Here is a 2,924-nt window from a genome sequence, read left to right on the forward strand (position 1 = left end):
GTCGAGCAAAAAAGAATAGTTCAATTAGTGGAACCGAGAAAGACTTGACACATACTATTAACCTCTCCCTATTGACATAATTTACTTTTAGTATAATCATTACAGCGGGCGCGAGCAATTCATATCAGTTGTCAGGTTTCTTAAAACTCGTTAAGCTTAAGTTACCAAAATTTTAATGGAGGCTGATAAATCATGACAAACAAATACGATTACGATGTGTTATACATTGGTGCGGGTCACGCCACGTTTGATGGCGCCGCACCACTCGCCAAGACTGGTGTTCGCGTCGGTGTGATTGAGAGTGGTCTGATTGGGGGCACCTGCCCTAATCGTGGTTGTAACGCCAAAATCACTCTTGATGAACCTGTCAAATTAACGCGGGAAGCAGCACGCCTCAATGATATTTTGAGCAGTGCACCAACCATTAATTGGACGGCCAACGTGGCCCATAAACAAGAGATTATTGATCCCTTACCGGCAGGCCTGACAGCTCGTTTGGAAGATGGTGGCGCAACGATCATTCATGGTCATGCCACGTTCAAGGACGCTCACACCGTTGTCGTTGATGATCAGCAAACCATTACCGCTGAAAAAATCGTTATTGCGACTGGTTTAAAGCCCCATCGTTTAGATATTCCGGGGACCAAGCTCGCCCACAATAGTAGTGATTTTATGAACCTTAAACGGTTACCACAAAGTATCGTCATCATTGGCGCAGGCTATATTGGTATGGAATTTGCCACCATCGCTAACGCAGCCGGTGCCCAAGTGACAGTCATGTTACATGGCGACCAGGCCCTCCGTGATTTTTACCAACCATTCGTTGCACAAGTGGTTGACGACTTAACCGAACGTGGGGTAACCTTCATCAAAAATGCCAACGTGCAAGCATTTACCAAACAGGATGACCAGTTCCAAGTTAGTTATGGCGACCACCAGCAATTAACGACCGACTGGATCCTAGATGCGACTGGTCGAATTCCAAACTTAGATGGCTTAGGCTTAGACCGGATTGGCGTCAAATATGACCGCCACGGCGTTTATGTCAACGACCACTTACAAACCAACGTTCCTAACATCTATGCAGCCGGTGATGTCCTTGCCAATGACTTGCCAAAGGTCACACCTGCAGCCTACTTTGAGTCCAAATACTTGATGCGTTTGTTCTCTGGTCAAACCAGTGCTCCCATTGACTATCCGGTAATTCCATCGGTCGTCTTTACTTCACCACGAATTGCGCAAGCCGGCATGAAAATACCGGCCGCTGAAAAGGCCGGCTTAACCGTTAGTGATAACGATTTAGCAGATTACTGGTATTATCAAGTCTCCAAGGAACCGATTGCCGCTAGTAAACAGGTCCATGACCAAGACGGCCATCTCGTTGGCGTGACTGAAATCAGTGATCAAGCTGAAGATGCCGTCAACGCACTACTGCCAGCTATCGAATATCAATTAGACCGCGAACAAATCGACCGTTTGATTGGTATTTTCCCAACCATCGGCTACGCAGCTTGGCACCGGGCTTAAAACAGAAAACACTGCTGCGACCGCCGCTTGATTAATCCCTTATTAATAACCAGAGCCGCCAATGACGCCCGCTCATTGGCGGCTCTGGTTATGTTCGTTCCATTACTTTAGAAACCAACTCGGGCCTGCACATCAAGCATACTGACCATGCTATAATTGCGCCTATCTCAACGATTGAAAGGTTGGTCCTAACAATGGATGTGGATGCTCAAAAATTATTTACCTTAGTAGATGCTGCTCATAATCAGCCGATTACCCATCAACCATCCGATTCCTACCGCCAAGCACTACTGGCAGCTGCAATCGACCTAAATAACAACGTTTCGCCACAGCAAGTAACCATCCAGCTATATCAAGCCTATTATCGTAACTATATGGTCCCAATGACTCTACCACGCCAGCATCGTGACCTCTACCAATACGTTCACACCCAATTACAGCGCCTCACGCGCAAAGAACAGCGTCATATGGCACTTGGGTATGGTCTGATTGCGACGCACCTAACATTTGGTCCCTTGAACTGAAATCAAGGTACTTACACGCATTGCGCTAGTTATCGTTTAGTATGAAGCATGATTAAACCGTACCATTATCAAGGTCGAAATAGGACGCGCATCGGCTGACGAATAAACAGCCCATCTTTTTAGCACGTTTTAATCATAAAAATAACCCCTCAAAAACATTGAAAGAATAGTCCCCAATATCTATAGTGTAGATATTGGGGGTTATTATTAATTTATCACTATTAATAGTCCTTAAACGGCGGGGCTAAATTGAATTGTTAATCGTTGATTAGTTGCCTGAGCGATCTCAGACAATACTTTAGTCGAGGCATTCATTGATCCATTTTCAATTCTAGCAATGGTTGATTGTGGTTTACCAATTAGACTAGCAAACGCTCGTTGGCTCATACCCATGTTTTCACGAAGATTACGAACTTTAACGGCTACCTCTAAGTTGATATTTTCTTGTTCCACAAGCTTTGCAAAATCAGGATTATTTTTACTTCTTTCAGCAACGTATTCATCAATTTTACTCATTATTGGTCCTCCTTGTTAAAATACTGGCTGCGTCGATTCCGAGCAATCTTCTTTTCACTTTCTGGTGTTTTTTGCGTTTTTTTAGTGAACGCATTAGTGATTAAATACTGAGATCCTTGTACTTGGAAATAGATAGCTCGCTGAATATTTGAAGCTCGCTTAGAACGAATCTCATAGAGATTATCTTCTAGTTTTTTAACCCATAATTGACGTTCTGCAATAATGAGACCGTTATTTTCAATGTTTTGAATGGTCGCAATTAATTTGGCAGCGTCTTTATTAGGCAATTAATCTAAAAATTATTTAAACCCGCGTTTTACAATCAAGTTAGCCACTATCGTTAGCACTCAGACAAAA

The 2,924-nt window shown here is 43.6% G+C and carries 4 protein-coding genes; 2 read left to right on the forward strand and 2 right to left on the reverse strand.

Annotation, left to right across the window (positions count from 1 at the left end; translation table 11 throughout):
* Positions 1-192: 192 nt before the first annotated feature.
* Positions 193-1,527: a dihydrolipoyl dehydrogenase family protein gene (locus FD01_RS08270; RefSeq protein WP_056963668.1), complete on the forward strand. Its 1,335-nt coding sequence runs from the start codon at positions 193-195 to the stop codon at positions 1,525-1,527.
* 194 nt (positions 1,528-1,721) lie between these two features.
* The gene (locus FD01_RS08275) at positions 1,722-2,051 is read left to right on the forward strand and encodes a bacteriocin immunity protein (RefSeq protein ID WP_041534806.1); all 330 of its coding nucleotides are present in this window, start codon (positions 1,722-1,724) and stop codon (positions 2,049-2,051) included.
* A 231-nt stretch (positions 2,052-2,282) separates the two neighbouring features.
* Here the strand turns inward: FD01_RS08275 and FD01_RS08280 are convergent, their stop codons facing one another.
* On the reverse strand, positions 2,283-2,567 hold the full coding sequence (locus FD01_RS08280; RefSeq protein ID WP_054719912.1) for a helix-turn-helix domain-containing protein: 285 nt from the start codon (positions 2,565-2,567) through the stop codon (positions 2,283-2,285).
* On the reverse strand, positions 2,567-2,854 hold the full coding sequence (locus FD01_RS08285) for a type II toxin-antitoxin system RelE/ParE family toxin (protein WP_225436219.1): 288 nt from the start codon (positions 2,852-2,854) through the stop codon (positions 2,567-2,569). Before FD01_RS08285 ends, FD01_RS08280 begins: the two co-directional genes overlap by 1 nt.
* Between the last annotated feature and the right edge of the window lie 70 nt (positions 2,855-2,924).

Source organism: Lacticaseibacillus manihotivorans DSM 13343 = JCM 12514, from assembly GCF_001435035.1.
GTDB classification, from domain to species: domain Bacteria; phylum Bacillota; class Bacilli; order Lactobacillales; family Lactobacillaceae; genus Lacticaseibacillus; species Lacticaseibacillus manihotivorans.

Bases quoted from the DNA above. Each gene is read 5' to 3' on its own strand.
- FD01_RS08270 (WP_056963668.1), top strand. From the start codon at position 193: ATGACAAACAAATACGATTACGATGTGTTATACATTGGTGCGGGTCAC.
- FD01_RS08275 (WP_041534806.1), top strand. From the start codon at position 1,722: ATGGATGTGGATGCTCAAAAATTATTTACCTTAGTAGATGCTGCTCAT.
- FD01_RS08280 (WP_054719912.1), bottom strand. From the start codon at position 2,567: ATGAGTAAAATTGATGAATACGTTGCTGAAAGAAGTAAAAATAATCCT.